The sequence below is a fragment of the Vibrio salinus genome (assembly GCF_021272385.1).
In the GTDB taxonomy this organism is placed as follows: Bacteria; Pseudomonadota; Gammaproteobacteria; order Enterobacterales; family Vibrionaceae; genus Vibrio; species Vibrio salinus.
Genome location: NZ_JAJSDZ010000009.1, coordinates 921,311 through 940,621, shown reverse-complemented (window position 1 = coordinate 940,621; position 19,311 = coordinate 921,311). Strand labels below are relative to the sequence as shown.

At 44.4% G+C, this 19,311-nt stretch carries 18 protein-coding genes and 1 other RNA gene; 6 read left to right on the top strand and 13 right to left on the bottom strand.

The genetic code is table 11. The features are described 5' to 3' along the window. Positions 1 to 36 precede the first annotated feature (36 nt). An RNA gene (gene ffs / locus LRQ06_RS12585) (signal recognition particle sRNA small type) lies at positions 37 to 133 on the bottom strand. 135 nt (positions 134 to 268) lie between these two features. Next, complete coding sequence (locus tag LRQ06_RS12580; protein WP_232766839.1) at positions 269 to 2,308, bottom strand: GGDEF domain-containing protein; 2,040 nt, start codon at positions 2,306 to 2,308, stop codon at positions 269 to 271. A 143-nt stretch (positions 2,309 to 2,451) separates the two neighbouring features. Between LRQ06_RS12580 and LRQ06_RS12575 the strand changes: the two genes are divergently transcribed. Together LRQ06_RS12575 and tesB are read left to right on the top strand one after the other, a co-directional pair. After that, positions 2,452 to 2,790, top strand: coding sequence for an MGMT family protein (locus LRQ06_RS12575; RefSeq protein ID WP_232766838.1), 339 nt, complete (start codon positions 2,452 to 2,454; stop codon positions 2,788 to 2,790). A gap of 83 nt (positions 2,791 to 2,873) precedes the next feature. Then, positions 2,874 to 3,737, top strand: a complete 864-nt coding sequence (gene tesB / locus LRQ06_RS12570) for an acyl-CoA thioesterase II (protein WP_232766837.1) — start codon at positions 2,874 to 2,876, stop codon at positions 3,735 to 3,737. Between the two features lie 221 nt (positions 3,738 to 3,958). Here the strand turns inward: tesB and LRQ06_RS12565 are convergent, their stop codons facing one another. The 3 genes from LRQ06_RS12565 to LRQ06_RS12555 form a co-directional block, all read right to left on the bottom strand. Further along, a complete protein-coding gene (locus LRQ06_RS12565) occupies positions 3,959 to 4,417 on the bottom strand; it encodes an Lrp/AsnC family transcriptional regulator (RefSeq protein ID WP_232766836.1) in 459 nt (152 codons plus the stop codon). A gap of 107 nt (positions 4,418 to 4,524) precedes the next feature. Continuing rightward, positions 4,525 to 4,770, bottom strand: a complete 246-nt coding sequence (locus LRQ06_RS12560; protein WP_232766835.1) for a DUF1244 domain-containing protein — start codon at positions 4,768 to 4,770, stop codon at positions 4,525 to 4,527. 231 nt (positions 4,771 to 5,001) lie between these two features. Further along, positions 5,002 to 5,922: a DMT family transporter gene (locus LRQ06_RS12555; RefSeq protein WP_232766834.1), complete on the bottom strand. Its 921-nt coding sequence runs from the start codon at positions 5,920 to 5,922 to the stop codon at positions 5,002 to 5,004. 93 nt (positions 5,923 to 6,015) lie between these two features. On the opposite strand from LRQ06_RS12555, the gene LRQ06_RS12550 reads away from it, so the two are divergent. Next, positions 6,016 to 6,930, top strand: a complete 915-nt coding sequence (locus LRQ06_RS12550; protein WP_232766832.1) for a LysR family transcriptional regulator — start codon at positions 6,016 to 6,018, stop codon at positions 6,928 to 6,930. A gap of 39 nt (positions 6,931 to 6,969) precedes the next feature. Here the strand turns inward: LRQ06_RS12550 and LRQ06_RS12545 are convergent, their stop codons facing one another. After that, positions 6,970 to 7,845, bottom strand: coding sequence for a Tim44 domain-containing protein (locus LRQ06_RS12545; protein WP_232766831.1), 876 nt, complete (start codon positions 7,843 to 7,845; stop codon positions 6,970 to 6,972). A gap of 169 nt (positions 7,846 to 8,014) precedes the next feature. Between LRQ06_RS12545 and LRQ06_RS12540 the strand changes: the two genes are divergently transcribed. The 3 genes from LRQ06_RS12540 (at position 8,015) to LRQ06_RS12530 (ending at position 11,536) form a co-directional block, all read left to right on the top strand. Beyond that, a complete protein-coding gene (locus LRQ06_RS12540) occupies positions 8,015 to 8,605 on the top strand; it encodes a TetR/AcrR family transcriptional regulator (RefSeq protein WP_232766829.1) in 591 nt (196 codons plus the stop codon). Between the two features lie 13 nt (positions 8,606 to 8,618). After that, positions 8,619 to 10,493, top strand: coding sequence for an MFS transporter (locus LRQ06_RS12535; RefSeq protein ID WP_232766827.1), 1,875 nt, complete (start codon positions 8,619 to 8,621; stop codon positions 10,491 to 10,493). A 104-nt stretch (positions 10,494 to 10,597) separates the two neighbouring features. Next, on the top strand, positions 10,598 to 11,536 hold the full coding sequence (locus LRQ06_RS12530; RefSeq protein ID WP_232766826.1) for a YeiH family protein: 939 nt from the start codon (positions 10,598 to 10,600) through the stop codon (positions 11,534 to 11,536). Here the strand turns inward: LRQ06_RS12530 and LRQ06_RS12525 are convergent. The 7 genes from LRQ06_RS12525 to LRQ06_RS12495 all read right to left on the bottom strand — a co-directional run bounded on the left by LRQ06_RS12525 (position 11,520) and on the right by LRQ06_RS12495 (position 19,053). Next, the gene (locus LRQ06_RS12525; protein WP_232766824.1) at positions 11,520 to 11,684 is read right to left on the bottom strand and encodes a hypothetical protein; all 165 of its coding nucleotides are present in this window, start codon (positions 11,682 to 11,684) and stop codon (positions 11,520 to 11,522) included. The genes LRQ06_RS12530 and LRQ06_RS12525 overlap by 17 nt on opposite strands. A gap of 107 nt (positions 11,685 to 11,791) precedes the next feature. Further along, positions 11,792 to 13,225 (bottom strand): o-succinylbenzoate--CoA ligase, encoded by a 1,434-nt coding sequence (menE, locus tag LRQ06_RS12520; RefSeq protein ID WP_232766822.1) that lies wholly within the window; start codon positions 13,223 to 13,225, stop codon positions 11,792 to 11,794. Beyond that, complete coding sequence (gene menC, locus LRQ06_RS12515; RefSeq protein WP_232766815.1) at positions 13,213 to 14,202, bottom strand: o-succinylbenzoate synthase; 990 nt, start codon at positions 14,200 to 14,202, stop codon at positions 13,213 to 13,215. The genes menE and menC overlap by 13 nt, the downstream gene beginning before the upstream one ends. A 151-nt stretch (positions 14,203 to 14,353) precedes the next feature. Beyond that, positions 14,354 to 15,220, bottom strand: a complete 867-nt coding sequence (gene menB / locus LRQ06_RS12510) for a 1,4-dihydroxy-2-naphthoyl-CoA synthase (RefSeq protein WP_232766814.1) — start codon at positions 15,218 to 15,220, stop codon at positions 14,354 to 14,356. Positions 15,221 to 15,228: 8 nt separating this feature from the next. Then, the gene (menH, locus tag LRQ06_RS12505) at positions 15,229 to 16,041 is read right to left on the bottom strand and encodes a 2-succinyl-6-hydroxy-2,4-cyclohexadiene-1-carboxylate synthase (RefSeq protein ID WP_232766812.1); all 813 of its coding nucleotides are present in this window, start codon (positions 16,039 to 16,041) and stop codon (positions 15,229 to 15,231) included. Continuing rightward, positions 16,031 to 17,746, bottom strand: a complete 1,716-nt coding sequence (menD, locus tag LRQ06_RS12500) for a 2-succinyl-5-enolpyruvyl-6-hydroxy-3-cyclohexene-1-carboxylic-acid synthase (protein ID WP_232767186.1) — start codon at positions 17,744 to 17,746, stop codon at positions 16,031 to 16,033. Before menD ends, menH begins: the two co-directional genes overlap by 11 nt. Beyond that, positions 17,746 to 19,053: an isochorismate synthase gene (locus LRQ06_RS12495; protein ID WP_232767184.1), complete on the bottom strand. Its 1,308-nt coding sequence runs from the start codon at positions 19,051 to 19,053 to the stop codon at positions 17,746 to 17,748. Before LRQ06_RS12495 ends, menD begins: the two co-directional genes overlap by 1 nt. Between the last annotated feature and the right edge of the window lie 258 nt (positions 19,054 to 19,311).

The window sequence follows — 19,311 nt, the reverse complement described above, 5'->3', positions numbered from 1 at the left end:
TAGGACACTTTATGCTTTCAGCGACAAAAAGGGCGGAGGCCCCAGCCACATCCCGGCACACACGTCATCTGCTGTGGCTGCTTCCTTCCGGACCTGACCAGGTTCACAAACTAGTGTTGCGGGAGGACCAGAGCCTCCATAGATTCTATTTGTTACTCTGCTTAAGAGTGCGGTGATTATTAAACAACGAACCCGTCATTGCAAGTGATATTCCCTTAATTTGAGCGACATATAATTTAATCGCTTAGTGATTAACCACTTTCTACTTTCAGGCCCATTTTTGCTCCTGATCCGGCTCAGACATATCGATGGAAGCGGACTTAAAACTCCGGGATTTGTATTTAGAACGGTACATTTCAATATCGGTATGATGCAGAACATCTTCCAGATCCATATATTGCTGCTCTCTGTTTTGCGAAATCCCGACCGCAACCGTCACGGTAAAGCTCAGGTTACGATCAGAATCGATAAAAACAAAACGTTCGAAATTAGCAATCGACTCTAGCAGTTCTTCCCCCTTACTGTCTCCGACCAGAATGAATTCGTCGCCACCGATCCGGTATCCAGTTCCTTTCCAGTGGGCCATAATTCTTTCCGCCAGCCGCATTAATACCTTATCTCCCACTTCGTGGCCAAACGTATCGTTAATGGGCTTAAAACGGTTTACATCCAGATAGACAACAGTATGACGTGAAGAAATACCACGAACATATTTACGGTACAAAGCCCGGCGGTTTTTCAGTTTGGTTAAGTTATCGGTCAATGCCTGAATATGAAGATAATAAGCCACCACGGCCAAAGCCAGTAACAAACCGAACAGAAACCACAAACTATGGCGGTTAAATCGTTTCTCGGCAATTAACGTTGCACGCCAGTCTGGAAGCACATTGTACTTAGTGATTATTTTCGACATATCAATCATGTGAATAGCGCGGGAAAACAATGGAGCAAGTAATCTGCCTTCTTCATTTTTAGGGAAGGCGATCGCAACCTTAGACTTATAGAAGTTACCAATTAAAGTATCTTCCTGAATCGGGAAAACGGTATCGGAATTACGTAACAAGTGATTATAATTAATCCGGCTTAATACAATGTAATCCACTTTTTTATCCAAAAGCGCCTGAATCTGTTTTTTCTGACTCGAAAACCGGTAAAGCACTTTGTTCGGCAACATTCTGGTTAATAATGTATCGAAAAAATCGTCTTTAATCACACCGATTCTCTCGGTAATTAATTCCGAGATATTGCTGTACACGTTATTTTTGTAATTCTCCCGTTTTATCAGCACCACTTCAGGGAAATAATAAGGATCACTAAAATACATGTGTTTTTTTCGGCGTTCCGAAATAATGGTCGGCGAAAGAATGTCAATTTTCTTCTGCAATAGCTCCGAATACATGTTTTCCCACGATTCGCCAGACTGGCTGAGTAAGTCGCATTTAATCATTAGCATCTTACAGGCCTGAAACACGACATCAGCACTAATTCCATCCACATCACCGTTCTTGTGGTAGATGGTATACTCACTCAGATCTTCCAGCTTAACCCGGTAAATCCTTTGCATATCCAAACCACTTTCTCTGACGGCCAGCCGGAGTGCCTGCTTACGGATATCGAGCTGATATTTTTTAATTGAAGAACTCAGCATCCGTTGTAGATCTGCTGAATATGCGTACTGCTGAATTTTCTTCAGTAACTCTGAATGCTTGCCGGAAGGAGCTATAATAGACACCGGTTTAATAGGAAGCTGATCATTTAAGATTTCGGCTTCAAATCCCTTAAACAACATCGGTTTTAACTGATTAATGGCGTCAATGACCCCATCTACTGCCCCACTTCTTAAAAGCGTAACTGCGGCGTCATGGCCAAGATAAGATATCTGCTTCATCTGTGGGTAATGATCCCGGATGAGCTGACCGTAGATGGTTCCTTCCGGTACACCAATCGATGAAATATCATCCAGCCTGGCACCATGCTTACTGAACATATAAGTGTATTCAATATTTGTCGGTCTTGATATTTCGAAACGTTTCGCCCTCTCTTGAGTAAAAGTTACATTAGCAGCAAAGTCGGCATCCCCGGTTTCAATGGCTTTTAAAATCGCATCAAAACTCGGATATCTGACGTACTGCACGTTAAAATCGAAATGATAAGCTGCCGAATTAAACAAAACTCGTGTAGTGACATCATCTGCTTCGATGCCGATTCTGTAGGTTGGGGAGGCTTGTGTCTCATCACGAGCCTGAGCATTACTGCCGATGGTCGTCAGCCAGAAAAGACTAATCAGGACCAGTATGGCTTTTTTCATGACGTTGTGATTTGTTTTTATTTTTAATAAATTGGGTCAATAATACACTAAAAACTGACCAATTGTATAAGTTTCAAACAATAATAAGCACAAGAGAATAAAAAATTGTACAATTTTATCTTTCACTTTAGGTGGAGTTGCAGATGAATCAAAATTCCCATTTTCAGAATCACTTTTTAGCGTCTGTCTTTTCCGTTGTAAACTCGATTCCTAAAGGAAGAGTATCCACTTACGGCGACGTGGCCAGAATGGCGGGTTTTCCCGGATATGCCCGGCACGTTGGTAAAGCACTAAGCAAAATACCCCCTGACTCTCAGTTACCCTGGTACCGGGTTGTGAACAGTAAAGGATGTATCTCATTAAAAGGGGAAGACTATCAGCGTCAGTTAAATAAACTGACAGAAGAAGAAATCACAGTACGTCAGTCTGGCAGTGTATCTTTGCGACAATACCGCTGGGAGCCGCAAAGCGCCCTACATTAAATTGTAATTAAACTTGATTTTTAATGATAAGAGCAGTTTGATATCACTTTCTGTACGCTTCATAAAGACACATCAGAGGCAATATGAGTCAAGCTCTCAACAATCTACTCCAGTTGTTAAATCTGGAAAAACTGGAAGAATGTCTGTTCCGTGGTAACAGTGAACATATTGGTTTGCCACAGGTTTTTGGCGGGCAGGTTATCGGTCAGGCTTTGTCAGCGTCACGCTATACGGTGCCGGCTGACCGCACTGTCCATTCCATGCACAGCTACTTTCTCTATCCCGGTGATCCCGAAAAACCCATTATCTACGATGTGGATAAACTCCGTGACGGACGCAGCTTCAGCACCCGCAGGGTGAAAGCCATACAGAACGGACGGCCAATCTTCTATCTTACCGCCTCTTACCATGGCGAAGCTCCCGGGTTTCAGCACCAAAATCCGATGCCGGATATTCAGGGTCCGGAAAATTACGTTTCAGAACAAGAGCTTATTAAAAAATATGCCCATCTACTTCCACAGAAATTTGCTGAAAGCTTTACGCAGGAGAAAGCCATCGAGGTTCGTCCTGTGAATGTCATTGACCCTATCAACCCCAAAAAAACAGAGCCAAAACAATACCTTTGGATTAAAGCAACCGGTGAATTGCCAAAAGACCAACTCATGCATCAGTGCCTGCTGGGTTATGCTTCTGACTGGGGTTTTCTGACAACTGCCTTGCACCCACATGGTGTCTCCCTGCTGACACCCAACTTTCAGGTGGCAACCATCGATCACTCCATATGGTTTCATCGTTCGTTTAATATGGATGAGTGGCTACTGTTCGCCATCGAAAGCCCAACTGCCAGTAATACTCGAGGACTGGTGAGAGGCCAAATATTCAATCAACAGGGAACATTGGTCGCCAGTGCGGTACAGGAAGGTGTCATGCGCTACCGGGATTATTAATTCTTTACTTTTCCCTTAGGGTAAGGTTTACAGTATCTTTGTCATCAAACATAATGGAGACTGACTAATGGGATGCTGTAATGAACCACCAAAAGGCGGAACCCGGGAAATCGGCCCGCTGATTAAATTTATGGCCATTTTTATGGCTGTCATTTTTATCATTGCCTGGCTGTTTGGTTAGTACCCGACTGACTATGCGCATGATAATCTCGGTATATTGTTCAGAAAGGAAGTTCAGTGGTGTACTTTAATGACTCCATTGCAAACGTAGAAGTAACATCGCTGAGTCCTTTAATGCTATTGACCAATTTTTTATAAAAGTTATCAAAGGTTTTCATATCTTTGACGAGAACCCGCAGCATATAGTCGTATTCACCCGCCATCCGGTAAAATTCCATGACTTCCGGATAATCTGCAACCGTATCAACAAACGTTTGATACCACTGATGTGAGTGGTCACTGGTTTTCAACATAACAAAAGCAGTAAATGACAGACCAATAACATCCGGATCCAACAGCGCTACACGCTTTCTTATTACACCTTCGTCTTCCAGGCGTTTTAAGCGCTTCCAACAGGGGGTTGTGGTTAAATTTACTTCTTCAGCCAGTTCATTCAGCGAAATATTTCCATCATGCTGAATTAACCTGAGAAGTTTTTTATCTATCTCATCGAAATTCATAGATGAATACCTGACAAATACAATTTTCTGACTATAACCAATAATCGTCTGGATGGGGATATTTTTGTCAATTTATCGGGTAATCATTACCAGCAATGATTTTATAGCTATTGATTCTCATCTGGTGTGTAGATTCTGGATTCCGCCGCCGCGGCAGAACATTCATATCCTCTGGCTTTCGCTTCTTCAATATACCACTGAGCAAGCGTATCCCTGCAAAAGCCGGAAACCAGCATTAATTCAAGATTCTTCACTTCCGGGTGGTCAGAAAGATGGCTCAACAGACGACTGAAAACAGCGGCATCAATATGTTGTTTCAGCTCATCAGGTAACTGCTGATATTGTTCATCCATAATGTCTCTCCAATACGACAAAGCCCGGGCAAAACTGCCACGGGCTTCTTCAATACCTTTACCGTTGATCGAATAACAAACGATCTCCAGACTGAATAATACGAAGCTAAACAGTGCTCTGTCTTTGATAATAGACAGCCCTGTCGATTTCAGTCTCGACCTTCATCACATCTGTGTACTGTTTATGTTCTGAATTCTCTCTCATCCTAAATCAAAAACCTGGTTTTTTCCCTACGCCAGTTTTCTTACCCAAAATAGTCTCAAGGTTAATAAGCGGGGAATCAATAATCCGATAATAACGATGCCCATTCCCAACAACTGAGTTGATGTAACGGCCTGACCGATAGTAACTGATACCAGCACTGAAAAGACAGGAACAAAATTAAAAAACAGAGAGGCGGTAGATGCACCTAAAGTCTTAACCCCACTCAACCAAAGCAGGTATCCGGCAACGGTACCAAACAACCCGATGTAAACCACTTCCAGAATGCCGGTCACTGAGCTGGAAAATAATTCATCAACCGGATGAATGCTACCTGAAAACAGGCAAAGCCCCCCGATCACAGCAAAACCACTGCACATGCCCAAAAACGTATAAGGAATCACCGGCATCCAGCGGCTGATGGACTGGCTGGCAAACGTATAAAAACTCCAGCACAACATGCCGCTAAATATCAGTATATCGCCATTATTGATCGCAAAGTCACGAATAACCGCATAACTGCCATTGGTTATCACCAATCCAACACCACATAAACTCACAATCAAACTGACGACCTGTACTCTTGTTGGGAACTGACGATGGACAAAACAGGCAATAATAGATGTGGTTAACGGACTTAAGGCCATAATCAGCGCCCCGTTTGTCGAACTGGTTGACGCTAACCCGGTAAACAAACCGATATTTAAACCACCGACACCAATCACACTGACACCAATGGCAATCAACCACTGCCGGGCAGACATTTTTCCAAAAGAAATACGACTGAATTTAATGTAAATACCAAGACAAATGGCAGCAATGACAAACCGCCACATAACCAGAGTATAGGCATGCACCTGCTGAAGTGCTTCTTTTCCAAAAGGAAAACAGCTTCCCCAAAAAAAGGCGCATAATATGAGCATAAATACGGGTTTTGATACTGACTTCATTTTTCTCTTCCATCACTTGATAAACCAATGAAGTCAGTGTATAGATTTCATATTATGAATAAACCTGCAAATATAAGACGGTAAATATCAAATATGAAATCAAGGTATTCTTTAGATGATTTGTTTTATTTCTGCGCAGTGGCAAAATCCACCAGTTTCAAAAAGGCAGCGGATGAGCTGGGTATTCCTCTGTCAACGCTCAGCAGACGAATCAATAAGCTGGAATCGGAAATCAAAGTCCGGTTACTGAACCGGGATTCACACCGGGTGACCTTAACCAATACAGGAAGCAGTTTTTATAATCGCTATAAAGACATCTTTGACGATCTGACCAATATTGACGATGACTTGCACAAAGAAAAATCCCACCCAGCCGGAAAAATAAAAATTACGGCGCCGATCAATGCCAGTTACCAATACCTGAAAGATGTCTTTTATTCTTTCCTTCATGAATACGCCGATATCCGGATTGATCTTCGTATTTCAAATCAGTTACTGGATATCGAATCGGAAGGTATTGATGTGGTTTTCCGTGTTGGGTGCCCGGTCGTCCAAAACTGGATTTCCCGCCCTCTCAAAGACATTCATTTTATTCTTTGCAGCTCACCCGGTATGGACACTTCCGGTCTTTGTACCCCGAAAGACTTAGTGAACTTCCCCGCCGTTCTCTGCGATCCGATGACCACCTGGCAGTTAGAACACGCGGAAACCGGTGAACAATTCAGCTATCAGCCAACCAGCCATATCCGTTTCGAAACCAACGACATAGAAATGCTGTCCCGCTCCGTCAAACAGGGGCTGGGAATCGGATACCTCCCGGACTATCATGCTTTACCAATCATTGAATCCGGTGAAATAAAAAGAGTGTTACCAGAATGGTTCAGCAAACCGAGAACCCTCTATATGCTGTACCGGGACAGAGACAACCTACCTCTGAGAGTTCGTCTTCTGATCGACTATGTCCTGACACATTTTCATGGTACAGACAAACAAAAGCCTGAGCATTAACATGCTCAGGCCTCTCATTTATATACGATACAGTGAAGACTACCCCTGTATCCCAATAATAATCCAGGGGGCGTCTGCGGCGGTTAAGTCCCGCTCAAGATGCCAGACATCTTCAATGTTTTCTTCGATACCTTCAACCGCGTCACGGTAGCGGCCACTGAACTGAATACTGAGATGCGCTCTGTTTTGATCGTAATCCGCCCGCACAATTTCCGCATCAACATACATCACATCGGTATGCTGTTCACCGTCCAGCTTTGCCCGTTCATCACGAAGATCATTGAACAAGCTTTCAGACACATACTCTTTAATAGTATCAAGCTGATTATAATTCCAGGCACCCTGTAAAATCCGATAGTGCTCCCGGGCTCCTTCTATGAAAGCCGCCTTATCAAAGCCGTTCGGGTAATTATGAGGCACATCCGAATGCGCCGCTGCTCCAAATCCTCCGGACGGAGAATCACTCTGCTCAAAATTATGAACATGAGACTGAACATGGGGGTCCCGGTCCATATTTCCAAAAGCTGGTTGCTGCTGATTCATGCTTGCCTGCTTAGCTCCAAGCATTCCGCGCAGAAATTTAAAAATAAAGTAAGCCACCAGACCCAGTATCAGAATATCCAGAAACTGTATTCCATCAAACGCGCCACCGAAAAAGGCCGCTAACAGACCACCGGCAAGCAATCCGCCGAGAATGCCTCCCATGAGTCCCCGTTTGTTTGAACTACGGGCTGCCGTTGATGATTTATTACTATTGAATGTATTCGTTGTTGCTTTTTTAGGTGCAGGAGCTGTTTTAAAAACAGAACCAAACGACCGGCCTCCGCCAAATTTCTTTGCTTCAGCAACTGATGAAACAGAAATGACCGAAAACGAAATTAAAAGCACAGCAACGTAAGAAAACAAGCGTTTCATTATTTTCCTTATTAGCATCGAGGGTACAAATAACATCATAGCTATTTAAACCGGACATGAAAACAATCCGGCACATCAAACATGTATCAGGATATTGCAAAAGAATCCGTTGACGGTCGTTTCCCCGGTTACTATCATATTGAACGTTGTTCAAAATTGGCACAGATAGATGGCACGCAGAAACGACCACACAAGAGAAGAACTGATCAATCTTACTCTTAACACCGTAAAAGAATTTTTAAATGATCACTCCTATCACGAATTGAGTTTAAGAAAAATTGCCAACATGATTGGCTACGTACCAAGTACACTGGTAAATATCTTTGGCAACTACAATCTGCTGTTGCTTCATGCTGTTGCACAAACACTTGACGAACTGGCAATGGAAGCAAAGGCCGTCGTCTGTCCCAGCCAGTCCCCAACCGACGCCCTGAAAGAATTGGCATACTGCTACCATAGTTTCGCACTTCGTTATCCATACCGGTGGCAGCTCATTTTTGAACATAATATGAATGGTGAAACGCTGCCTGACTGGCAGACAGAGCGAATCAACACCATGACAACAATGCTGGAAGGCTTATTAAAGCAAATCGGTCCAACACATTCTGAGGAAGAAGTAATTAAAGCAAGCCGGGTACTGTGGGCCGGTGTCCATGGTATTACTCTACTAAGTGTCGATGATAAATTTTTTGCCGGTACCAATGTAGACGGTAAAGCACTAATTGATAATTTACTGACCCAGTACCTGAAAACCTGGTGAAATTAGGCCTAGTATGTCACTTGCTCCCCAACACCTGTTAAAAACCCGCCGTTTTTTCCCTTATTTTGCGACTCAGTTTTTCGGAGCTTTTAACGATAATATCTTTAAAAATACGCTGTTGTTATTCGTTGCGTTTGCCGGGGCAGATGAGCTTACTATCACAAGCAGTTTATTTATCAATCTGGCCGCCGGTTTATTTATCCTGCCCTTCTTTCTTTTTTCTGCCTCATCGGGAATACTGGCCGACAAGCTGGAAAAGAGTCGGCTTATCCGGAAAATTAAATTACTCGAAATTATCATCATGACCTGCGGTGCCATCGGATTTCTCACCAACAGCTATTTTATTCTGCTGATTCTGCTGTTTCTGATGGGGACGCAATCGGCATTATTCGGCCCGGTAAAGTATGCTTTACTGCCCCAACACCTGAAAGAAAAGGAACTGGTCGCCGGAAATGCTCTGGTAGAAATGGGCACTTTTATTGCCATTTTACTGGGCACGTTGCTAGCCGGTGTAATTGCTTCATCAGAGCATTCGAGACAACTCGCCGCTGCAGTAGTAGTTATTATTGCAATTCTGGGCTACTTCAGTAGTTGTTCAATACCCTACGCTCAGGCAGCAGATGCCAGTATCCGTTTTTGTTTTAATCCCTGGAAACAGACAAGAAAAACACTGTCTATCTGCAAACAGGACCCGATCATACAAATTACTATTTATGTCATTAGCTGGTTCTGGTTTCTGGGTGCAACATATCTGACCCAATTTCCGAATTTTACCAAATGGACTCTTGCGGGAAATGAATCGGCTGTCTCATGGCTGCTGGCATTATTCTCTATCGGTATCGCCACGGGTTCCCTACTCTGCGAACGTTTGTCCTTCGGGCGTGTTGAAATCGGTATCGTTACCTTTTCCTCCTTCGGTATTTCTCTGTTTGGCTATCTGCTCACTCAGTGTGTTCCTGAACATCCGGAGCCACAACCGGGATTTGTTCATTTTATTTCAGACAGCACGATGTGGCCTTTATTTGCCTGCGTACTGATGATTGGTATTTGTGGTGGGTTATTCATCGTACCGCTGTATACTTTGCTGCAAAAACGGGCCAGACCGGAAGAACGGGCTCAGGTAATTGCAGCTCTTAATATTTACAATTCGTTATTTATGGTTGGCAGTGCCATTCTCGGTATCGTCTGTCTTACGGTAATAAAGATGTCCATTGCCGGATTGTTTGAACTGTTAGCCTTGCTCAATCTGGTAGTGTTTTTTTATCTGCTGAAAAAAACGCCTGTTTATACTCTGAGAGTCATTATCAACTTTCTGCTCAGGTTTGCCTACAAAGTCCGCTTTAAGGGAACGGAGAATTTCCCGGCTCAGGGAGCTGCGCTGATTGTCTGTAACCACGTCAGTTATCTGGATGCGTTATTGCTTAACATCGCATCACCAAGACTTATCCGTTTTGTCATGGAAGCCGACTATGCCAACAATGTACTAATCCGGAAATTAATGCGTAAAGCCGGCGTTATCCCAATCTGCGCCAGTAATGCCAAAATGGTAAAACAAGCCTTTAATGATGTAGGAGATGCACTGAAAAAAGGCGATTTGGTCTGTATCTTTCCGGAAGGAAAACTCACGCCCGATGGGGAATTACAACCCTTTTTAAGAGGAACCGATATTATCCTCAGAAAAAATCCCGTTCCGGTCATCCCCATAGGTTTAAAGGGCGTCTGGGGATGTTACTTCAGCCGGGCCAAAGGCCAGGCCTGCAAAGGGTTCCCTCGACTTCGCCGTCATCCATTATTTATCAACGTGGGTGAAGCGGTGGATGCTGTACATGCCAATAGCACTCGCCTGCAAACCGATGTCGAAAAACTGATAAAAGAAGCAGTCTCCTAACATATGTTCAGATTTACTGAACATATGTTAAAAACATTAAGACTTATTGACCACTAACTTTCATATACAATGCATCCATTGTTTACCACAACGGAAGTATGTATATGAATCCCCTTCGTTATCTCTTTTTTATTTTAGGCATTGTTGCCTGTTTTACCCCCTGGGTAAATTCTCCTACTGCATTGGTTATCGGTTTTCTTCTGACAGCTCTTGGTCTGGTTCCGGAATCACTTCCTTTATCAAAAATCACCAAAAAACTTCTTTCATATTCCATTATCGGGTTAGGTTTTGGTATTCCCCTTCAGGAAGCATTAACGGTAACGTCTCATGGTCTCGGTCTTATTATGACTTCCATCTTCTTTACCCTAATCGTTGGATTCTTCGTAAGTGATAAAATTGGCCTGACTAAAAAAACCGGATACCTGATTTCTTCCGGTACAGCAATATGCGGTGGTAGTGCCATTGCGGCTGTCGGACCGGCGATTAAAGCCGATGATGACCAGATGGCACTGGCACTGGGAACGGTTTTTCTGCTTAATTCAATTGCTTTGTTCTTATTCCCGTTGATCGGCCACATATTGCATCTGACTCAAAACGAATTCGGAACCTGGGCGGCGATCGCAATTCACGATACCTCTTCCGTTGTCGGAGCTGCGCAGGCATATGGCGAACAAGCACTTAAAACAGCAACCACATTAAAACTGGCCCGGGCACTCTGGATCATTCCGGTGGCATTAATCAGTGCTTTTCTGTTTAAAAACGAATCTAAAAAAATCACGATTCCTTATTTTATCCTGTTTTATTGCGTTGCCATTGTTATTCATGATCAACTGCCTCAGTTTAATGACTGGTATACCATCATCTTCCAAATTGCGAAAAAAACACTGGTTGTTTGTCTATTCCTGATTGGATGCGGACTGTCATTAAGCCGTCTGAAAGCAGCCGGCCCTAAACCACTGCTGTACGGTATCGGACTGTGGGTGACAATTTCGGTTTGCTCACTGATGTGGATTATGACTCATTCGGCTAATACAACTTTTTAGGCAATGAATGGCGAGGCTGATTCCAAAGCATGCCCACAATGACCAAAAATGCAGAAAGCTCAGCCAACGAACGAACACTGCCCGACGTTGTTACAGCAATGGCTAACTGGAGGAGCACTACGGCAATTAAGATACTTTTTGTAAACATATTATTATTCCTCGATAGTGACTTTACCGAGATTATTATGAATATTGGGTATAAAAATCCGAAATGCCGTTTTGCTCTATCTCATAACTTAACTTTGTAATTCAGCATTACTGGTAGTGAGGGTATTGCTCCATAAGCCATTTCCGGGCTGCCGGACGGGATAGCTTTATCCCCTGGCCCATCAGAGAATCAGGTAACGGATAGTACTCAACAGGCCATTTAAATTTCTCTAACCGTTCTTTAAGCCATTGTTCATAATCCGTTTTTTCCAGCTCGCAGGACGTTCTCACCAGAGCAACCGGGCGGGCACCAAATTCTTTATGATTCACCGGTATGATCATTGCCAGCAGTACATGGGGATGTTTTACCAGCGCCGATTCGATTTCTTCACAATGAACATTTTCACCGCCAGAAATAAACTGGTTATCAACCCGGCCTTTAATAACCAGTTCCCCGGATTGCCATTCACCAAGATCCTTACTATCAAACCACTTTCCGTCAGTGGTCAGAGGGGTTAACTGTCCCTGACGGTAATAGCCACTGGCCAGTGTCTTACCTCCAATCCAGATTCGTCCGTCTTCCAGTTTAAACTGACGGTTGGGGAGTATAGCTCCGACGCCACATTCACCGTTTGCCCGTTTAGCGGTTACCGTTGAAGCCGCTTCAGTCATCCCATATCCAACCCAGGTCTCAATACCGGATGCAGATGCCGCGTCTGATAACTTAACTGGAATATCACTCCCGCCAAGCAAAACATGAGTCAGCGACAGGGAAACATCAGAATCAAGCAACCGCTGTAACTGAGTAGTAACCAGAGAAGCATGCGTTACACCGTTAATATCAGAAGATAACGAACCCATTCCAATTTTTAACGTTGCACCGGACAGCATCCAGCGATAAAGAATAGAAAGTCCGGAAACATGATACAAAGGCAAACTTAACAGCCAGCAGTCCGGATGTGAAAAATGAAATTTCTGCAAAAGTCCATCCGCTGAATACAGATGCTGCAGAGAAGTATGAGCGACGGCTTTCGGTTCTCCCGTGGAACCGGACGTAAAGATCAGAGAGGCTAAGCGGTCTGCATTAAACTTACATTCAGGTATCTCAGCAGAAAGCGGGCTGACAGGAAAACTGGCATCCAGAATACGCACAGAAGAACGTTTTTCTTTCAGCAACTCACAATTAACATCAGAATCCGGACAAATAAGATTAACCACCTGATCTTCCCGGTACAGCGTCTCAAACTTTTTAAGCAACTGACATTCTGTCTGCGGTGCAATAAACGCGACTGAAGCCCCTAACGAAAGAGAGGCAAGAAAGATAAAAACCGATAACTCGCTGTTTTTTCCAATGACCGAAATAACATCATGAGAGCCAATTCCCTGCTGGTGAAGCAGGGAAGCATATTGCGTTATTTTTTCATCCAGTCCGGCCCAGGAGTAACGTCCGGATGGAGAGATAAGAGCGTCGACATCTTCCGAATAATATTCAGACCAATGCCGCCACAGGCCTTCTTCCACCAAAGTATTTAAGACTGCCAAATCAGTTCCTGATCGTCTAACGAAGCCACCGGTAATTCGCTGTCAGGCCAGCTCACTTCCAGTTGCTGCTTAAACAAATTCAGAGTATCCAGTCCCGGAACTTCATCAGGTAATAACCAACGGGACAGACGTGCCAACTGACACAGACCCAGACTGGACTCCAGTGCTGAGCTTATCACCGGCTGAATACCCAGTTTTTTCGCTTTTTCGACCAAATACTGACACCGCTGAACCGAACCAATCACAGTTGGTTTGATAATAATGGCTTTGACGCCCGTCAGGTCTTCCAGCCGGAAATCCGAATCACGCAATGATTGCTGTAAGGTTTCATCCCAGCCAACGGCAATGCCTGTATCAATCGCAAACGTGATGCTATCACTTGGTGATTGACATGGCTCTTCAATATAAGCAATACGCTGGCGCAACGTCGGCGGTATCTTACTGGCAAATTTCTTGGCTTTTTCTAAATTCCAGGCACGGTTCGCATCAAGGCGAAGAGAAAGCCCCGGAATGGATTCAAGAAAGAAACTGATGGTTAAACCATCACGGACCACTTCGTACAAACCGACCTTAATTTTGGCCACTTTCTTACCCGGTAACTGCTGTAATTTTTCAACCAATCCATCCGGATCCCCCGAACAAAGAGGCGCACTGAAATAGTTACCTTCCTGAGGAAGCAATCCCTGAAGTTCATACTGAGCAGCAGAAAGACCAAAAGCAACCGAGGGGTATAACCGGTCAAAATCAACCACATCACCACCACGGGCCCATACTGCAAGCTGTTCCTGTATCTGAATACCGGCTTCCTGAACTGATTCAAGACTAAAGCCGGGCAAAGGAGCCACTTCTCCGCGGCCGACCTTACCATCTTCATGTAATTCAACGATAAAGCCTTCGCGTTCGAAAAGTTTCTCTTCCCGCAAAATCACCCCACTATCCATAGGTAACCGATAGCGATACAGTTTTGCACTACGCATAACAATGATAACCTCTTTTTTATACAACAAGCCGACATCTCCAGCCTGCTGTATATGAACAAAGCAACAATAAAACGGGGTTTCACCACCCGGTATTGCATAAAATTATGACACCTATTTTATAATAAACTGCCGTAAAATAGAGAGAGGTCTATGGATTTCTTGGGTATTTATTGAAATCCGGACGTCTTTTCTCATTGAATGCGTTCCGTCCTTCCTGACCTTCATCCGTCATATAAAACAGCATGGTGGCGTTTCCGGCCAATTCCTGCAGACCAGCCTGTCCGTCACAATCGGCATTCAATGCGGCTTTCAGGCAACGTAATGCCATTGGGCTATGTTGCAGAACCTCACGACACCAGCGAACAGTTTCTTGTTCCAAATCATCCAAAGGAACAACTGTATTCACCAATCCCATATCCAATGCTTCCTGAGCATCATAAAAACGGCACAGGAACCAAATCTCACGGGCTTTCTTCTGACCCACGATACGAGCCATATAAGACGCACCCCAACCGCCATCAAAGGAACCGACTTTAGGTCCCGTCTGACCAAATTTGGCATTCTCTGCGGCAATCGTTAAATCACACATCATGTGCAACACATGACCACCGCCAACAGCCCACCCGGCAACAGCGGCAATCACGGGCTTAGGACAAGTCCGGATCTGACGCTGAAAATCCAGCACATTCAGGTGATGAGTTCCTTCCTCATCTTTGTAACCACCGTAGTCACCACGAATTTTCTGATCTCCGCCAGAACAAAATGCATCTTCCCCCAGACCGGTTAAAATAATTACGCCAACCGATGAATCATAGCGGGCATCAGCCAGTGCCTGGATCATTTCTTTCACAGTCTGAGGACGAAAAGCATTACGTACCTGAGGACGGGCAATGGTAATTTTCGCAATACCATCCACCGATTTTTCATAGCGAATATCTTCATATTCACCGGTACAATCCTGCCATTCAACAGGGGCATAAAGTTCTTCTTCTGTGATTCCTACAGTAATTGTCATGTGTGTTCCTATTGCGAACTGTTCACTTTAAAAGTATTGAAAATAAAATCGTTAATGCATTGTGCAAAATGTTCTGGTTGCTCTTTATGGGCATTATGGCCGGCACCATCAATCACCTGAGTGTTTAGACCACTTTCCAATGCGAAGTTCCGGAATTTCGTATCTTTACCGCCACATAAATACAACACAGGAATTGGCTGGGATTTAAGCTCTTCTAAAACATAAGGTTGTCTGGAAAGAGAGGTAGCAAGCAGCATTTCTGCAACGGAAACGCCCAGGTTATCGCTTCTTTGCACAATCATTTCATCTTTCTGTTCATCATCCAGTGAAGCGAATACCGGCTGTTCGTACCAGTCGGCAATGACCTGCTCCAGATGTTCAGAGCCAAAACGCTTTGCCCAGTACATGTCATTCTGCCACCGGAGATCTTTGTCTTTCTGAGAGAGTAAACCAAAACTCCCCCCTTCAATAACTGCAGAAACCACATTAATACCGGGCCATTTTCTTTTGGCTATTGCATACATGGCAATTCTGGCGCCAAGAGAATAGGCCACCAGAATAACCGGGACCGATTCACCGACACGCTGCCGGACCGTTGATTCAATTAATTCACTGATATGATCAAATCCGTGACAACTCTTATACCGGCTACGCCCATGCCCACATAAATCAATCGTCAGACAGGGGTAGTCATCCAAACCGGATAACTGAGAAATCACATCGGCCCAGTCATGCCCATCTCCAAGCAGACCATGTAAAAAAACCAGTGTTGGTTTTTCCTGCTGAGATGATGCAGCCGGATAATAATGACTATATAGCATTAACCTGCTCCACAATCGTCCTGATATGCGTTGCTGCCTGTTCATTGGGAACGTTCACCTCAACAACCAGCGCACCTACGCCATTTAAAATATGATTATTAACGACATTTTGGAATTGGTCCAGAGTCCCCGGACAATGATAATCTAATCCGAACTGACGGGATGCGTGCTCAAACCCAAACCCGTGAGGCATTTGATACAGCCTTTGCTTCTGTTCTTTAGGTACCGGCAGCAAGTCAAAAATGGCACCACCGTCATTATTGGTCACAACGAGAACAAACGGACAAACAACTTTTGATAACAATGCCATCGAATTCAAATCGTACAACAGGGAAGTATCACCCATAAACAGAATCATAGGTCGGTTTGTTATCGTCTGAACACCAGCGGCCGTCGCGACAAGCCCATCGATACCGGAAGCGCCACGATTAGAATAAGTCTCCCTTGAATCGAAACGGGCAAACATATCAAACAAACGAACAATTAAACTGTTCCCGATAAACACATCGCATTGATTCCCAAGACGGGCAATGTCTGATACCAGAGACAGCTCGCAAACAGAAGTCTGCTCATCAGCCACAGCAGAAATAAGCGCCGGCAATGGATGAAGCTCGTGAGCTAAATCATCAGCCCAACCGGAATGAAGGCAACGCTTTGTTTTCAGCACTTTCTGCTGCCGATCGATCCATGTTTCAATATTCGTCACGATGTGCGTCTGAACCAAATGACTTTGATTATTCCTCGACCAGCACGGTGAAACATACCAATACCGACAATCTGACAACTTAAGCTGAGAACTCAGCCATGCATTTAAACGTTTAGAAACCAGACGTCCGCCAAACTGAATGATCACCTCACATTGGCTGAGTTTTTCTTTCAGCCGGGTATTTTGCATCCAGATATCATAATAAGCCCAGTCACTGGAAATCCCCGACTGAGGATCACAAAGCACCGGCCAGCCCAGTCCCTCTGCCAGAGATTTCGCCTTTTCGGCCTGAGCAAGCGAAACTGAACCAATAATAATGACACCTTTTTTTGTCATCGCATCCGATAAACCGGCAAACTCATGAACATCACTGCCAGACAGCTTAAGATTATATGGCTGTTGAGAATTCAGCCATTGTTTCAGTTCCGGACCATAACAGGCATCGTCCCAGGAAATAGCATCTGCATACAAAGGTTCCGGATAAGGGCAGTTAATATGAACCGCTCCACCCAGTTGGGATTGCCGGAACATGGCATCATCAATAGTGGTCAGCAACCAGCTCAATGGGATATCCGCCGTTGGTGAGGGTAAATTCACTGCCTGAGTCACATGATGAGAAAAAATTCCAATCTGGTTGATTGCCTGATTGGCACCACAATCTATCAGTTCAACCGGACGATCAGCCGTTAACACCACCAGCTTTTCACCGGTCAGGTGAGATTCTGCGATAGCGGGAAGCAAATTTGCAACAGCCGTACCTGATGTCACAATAACCGCCACCGGTTTTTGGCTGGCTTTGGCCATTCCTAAGGCCAGAAAGCCTAATCCCCGTTCATCAAAATGAGAATGTAATGTCAGTTTTTTATTGTCATTTGCCTCAACAATTAACGGGGTAGATCGGGAACCCGGCGCAACACAAACATGCTCGACACCAAGACGAGATAATTCATCCAGTAGAACCTGACTCCACAATCGATTGATAATCGGGCGATGTTCTATCACGAGGCGGCTCCCTGAGGATATTGATCCGTAATAAGACTTAACAGAGTAGACACTTTTTTATCCAGCTCTGTCCACTCATTTTCCGCTTCTGAACCCGGTAAAATTCCGGCACCGGCATACAGTTTAACAATATTACCCTGAATTAAGGCACTGCGTATTGCAACACAGAATTCGGCTTTTTGATGACTGATATAACCAACTGAGCCTGCATACCAGCCTCGTCTGAATGGCTCATATTTTTCGATAAACCGTTTTGATTCATGTCTGGGCAAACCAGCTACTGCAGCTGTAGGCTGCAATGCGCCCAACAAATGGACACCATTAATACCCGGTTTCAAATTGGCCTCAATCCGGCGTCTCAAATGCTGCACCTTACGCAATTTCACCAACTGAACCTGATTGTCCACCCGGGTTTCATCCGCACATAGGGTTAGCCTCTCAAGAATATCATCCACAACATATTGGTTCTCAACCAGATTTTTGACGTCATTCTTTAGCCAGCTTGCCAGCTCTCTGTCTTCGCCTTCACTTTCACCCCGCCCGCTGGTACCGGCAAGTGCTTCCGTATATAAGGTTTTCTCTGTTCTCTGATACAAGCGCTCAGGCGTTGAACCAAGGAAGCTATGCTTCTCATCCAGTGCCAGAAGAAAATGATAACTGTCGTGATTTTTCCCGGCACTCATTTTTAAAAGCTGAGCCGGCTTAATAGGCTCTACCAGCTCAAGGGTGGTTTCTCTGGCCAGTACGATTTTTTTCACCGCCGTTTCATTAATCTCGTTCAGAGCTTTATCTATCAAGCCGGACCATTGCTGTTTATCCGGGCAATGAGACAACGTCGACACCGAAGCTTCAACAGGCATCAGAGGAGACACGGAATGTTGCAGCGAACGAAGACAATCCAGCGTTTTTTCTTTATCGTCATTAATATTGGCAGCCAGTTGCCAATGTTCGTTTTGACGAATGAGTTCAACCTGAGGCAAAAAGAAAAACGAGGACATGCAACGCGGGTTTTTATCGGTCCGCCCATCAAAAGAACGCCCCCCCCAAATCCGCTGGTTCTCTGACAGAATCTGGTAGGCAGGTGCAGGATCAAGAAAAGTACACAATTGACCTAATGCGACGACTTCTTCTTCCGCGTTACGGGGTTGCCAGTAAAACTTAGGGAAAACCGGCTGGGCATCGAGCCAGTCAACTAACCCGAATTGGGGCGCTCCATCTAAAACTTGTGAACAACGGGTTACCCCGGCTTCAGCAGACTCAACTTTTTGAATCAGTGTATTTATAGAATGGTAAAAATCAGACAAAGCAACCTCAAATTCCGAAGGTTTGACAAGCAATAGTGCGCTACTCTATTGAGAGAACTATCGCAAATCAAGATAAACGCAGTGGATTTTAAATCACCTGCACACAAAGCTCTAGTTTAAAATCGACTTGTTCTTAGGGTCTGTTGATCTTTGGTGATGGTTTTTGCAGCGAGTTGATGGTGATTTAGGCAAGGCGGGGCATGTGAAGTGTAGTGATCTACATGAATCATGACCCAACGCTGACTAAATCACCATCAA

Bases quoted from the DNA above. Each gene is read 5' to 3' on its own strand.
- LRQ06_RS12580 (WP_232766839.1), bottom strand. From the start codon at position 2,308: ATGAAAAAAGCCATACTGGTCCTGATTAGTCTTTTCTGGCTGACGACC.
- LRQ06_RS12575 (WP_232766838.1), top strand. From the start codon at position 2,452: ATGAATCAAAATTCCCATTTTCAGAATCACTTTTTAGCGTCTGTCTTT.
- tesB (WP_232766837.1), top strand. From the start codon at position 2,874: ATGAGTCAAGCTCTCAACAATCTACTCCAGTTGTTAAATCTGGAAAAA.
- LRQ06_RS12565 (WP_232766836.1), bottom strand. From the start codon at position 4,417: ATGAATTTCGATGAGATAGATAAAAAACTTCTCAGGTTAATTCAGCAT.
- LRQ06_RS12560 (WP_232766835.1), bottom strand. From the start codon at position 4,770: ATGGATGAACAATATCAGCAGTTACCTGATGAGCTGAAACAACATATT.
- LRQ06_RS12555 (WP_232766834.1), bottom strand. From the start codon at position 5,922: ATGAAGTCAGTATCAAAACCCGTATTTATGCTCATATTATGCGCCTTT.
- LRQ06_RS12550 (WP_232766832.1), top strand. From the start codon at position 6,016: ATGAAATCAAGGTATTCTTTAGATGATTTGTTTTATTTCTGCGCAGTG.
- LRQ06_RS12545 (WP_232766831.1), bottom strand. From the start codon at position 7,845: ATGAAACGCTTGTTTTCTTACGTTGCTGTGCTTTTAATTTCGTTTTCG.
- LRQ06_RS12540 (WP_232766829.1), top strand. From the start codon at position 8,015: ATGGCACGCAGAAACGACCACACAAGAGAAGAACTGATCAATCTTACT.
- LRQ06_RS12535 (WP_232766827.1), top strand. From the start codon at position 8,619: ATGTCACTTGCTCCCCAACACCTGTTAAAAACCCGCCGTTTTTTCCCT.
- LRQ06_RS12530 (WP_232766826.1), top strand. From the start codon at position 10,598: ATGAATCCCCTTCGTTATCTCTTTTTTATTTTAGGCATTGTTGCCTGT.
- LRQ06_RS12525 (WP_232766824.1), bottom strand. From the start codon at position 11,684: ATGTTTACAAAAAGTATCTTAATTGCCGTAGTGCTCCTCCAGTTAGCC.
- menC (WP_232766815.1), bottom strand. From the start codon at position 14,202: ATGCGTAGTGCAAAACTGTATCGCTATCGGTTACCTATGGATAGTGGG.
- menB (WP_232766814.1), bottom strand. From the start codon at position 15,220: ATGACAATTACTGTAGGAATCACAGAAGAAGAACTTTATGCCCCTGTT.
- menH (WP_232766812.1), bottom strand. From the start codon at position 16,041: ATGCTATATAGTCATTATTATCCGGCTGCATCATCTCAGCAGGAAAAA.